1 pseudogene is annotated in these 320 nt (G+C 65.0%); it reads right to left on the bottom strand.

Annotation, left to right across the window (positions count from 1 at the left end):
* Positions 1-88: 88 nt before the first annotated feature.
* Positions 89-320, bottom strand: a pseudogene (locus tag AOQ71_RS48345) (hypothetical protein); the annotation flags it as partial.

Here is a 320-nt window from a genome sequence, read left to right as displayed (position 1 = left end):
TATGTCGTGATCTCCCCGGGGAGCGATGCACTATTGCCCCCGTCGTCTCGCAGATGACTGATGTGCACGCCCGGTTGGACATCGCACCTCACCACGAGCCTTGGCGCACAGGCTCCGGGCGCCAGGACCACACGATTTTGCCGTGCGCGGCAATCACACCGGTCGTTTGCGCGATGGCCTCGCTCACGGTTGCCCGCCCTGCAAAGCCTGATCGCGCCGATGTGACCTGCGCCCACCGCAATCCGGCCCGCGTCGTGACGATCGCGATACGCCCCTCTTCCATGGGCCGGGTTGCCGCGACACATACGCCATTTCCGAAT

It is taken from the genome of Bradyrhizobium manausense, assembly GCF_001440035.1.
GTDB classification, from domain to species: domain Bacteria; phylum Pseudomonadota; class Alphaproteobacteria; order Rhizobiales; family Xanthobacteraceae; genus Bradyrhizobium; species Bradyrhizobium manausense.
The sequence above is the reverse complement of the archived record's forward strand: the minus strand, read 5'-3'. Positions and strand labels throughout refer to the sequence as shown.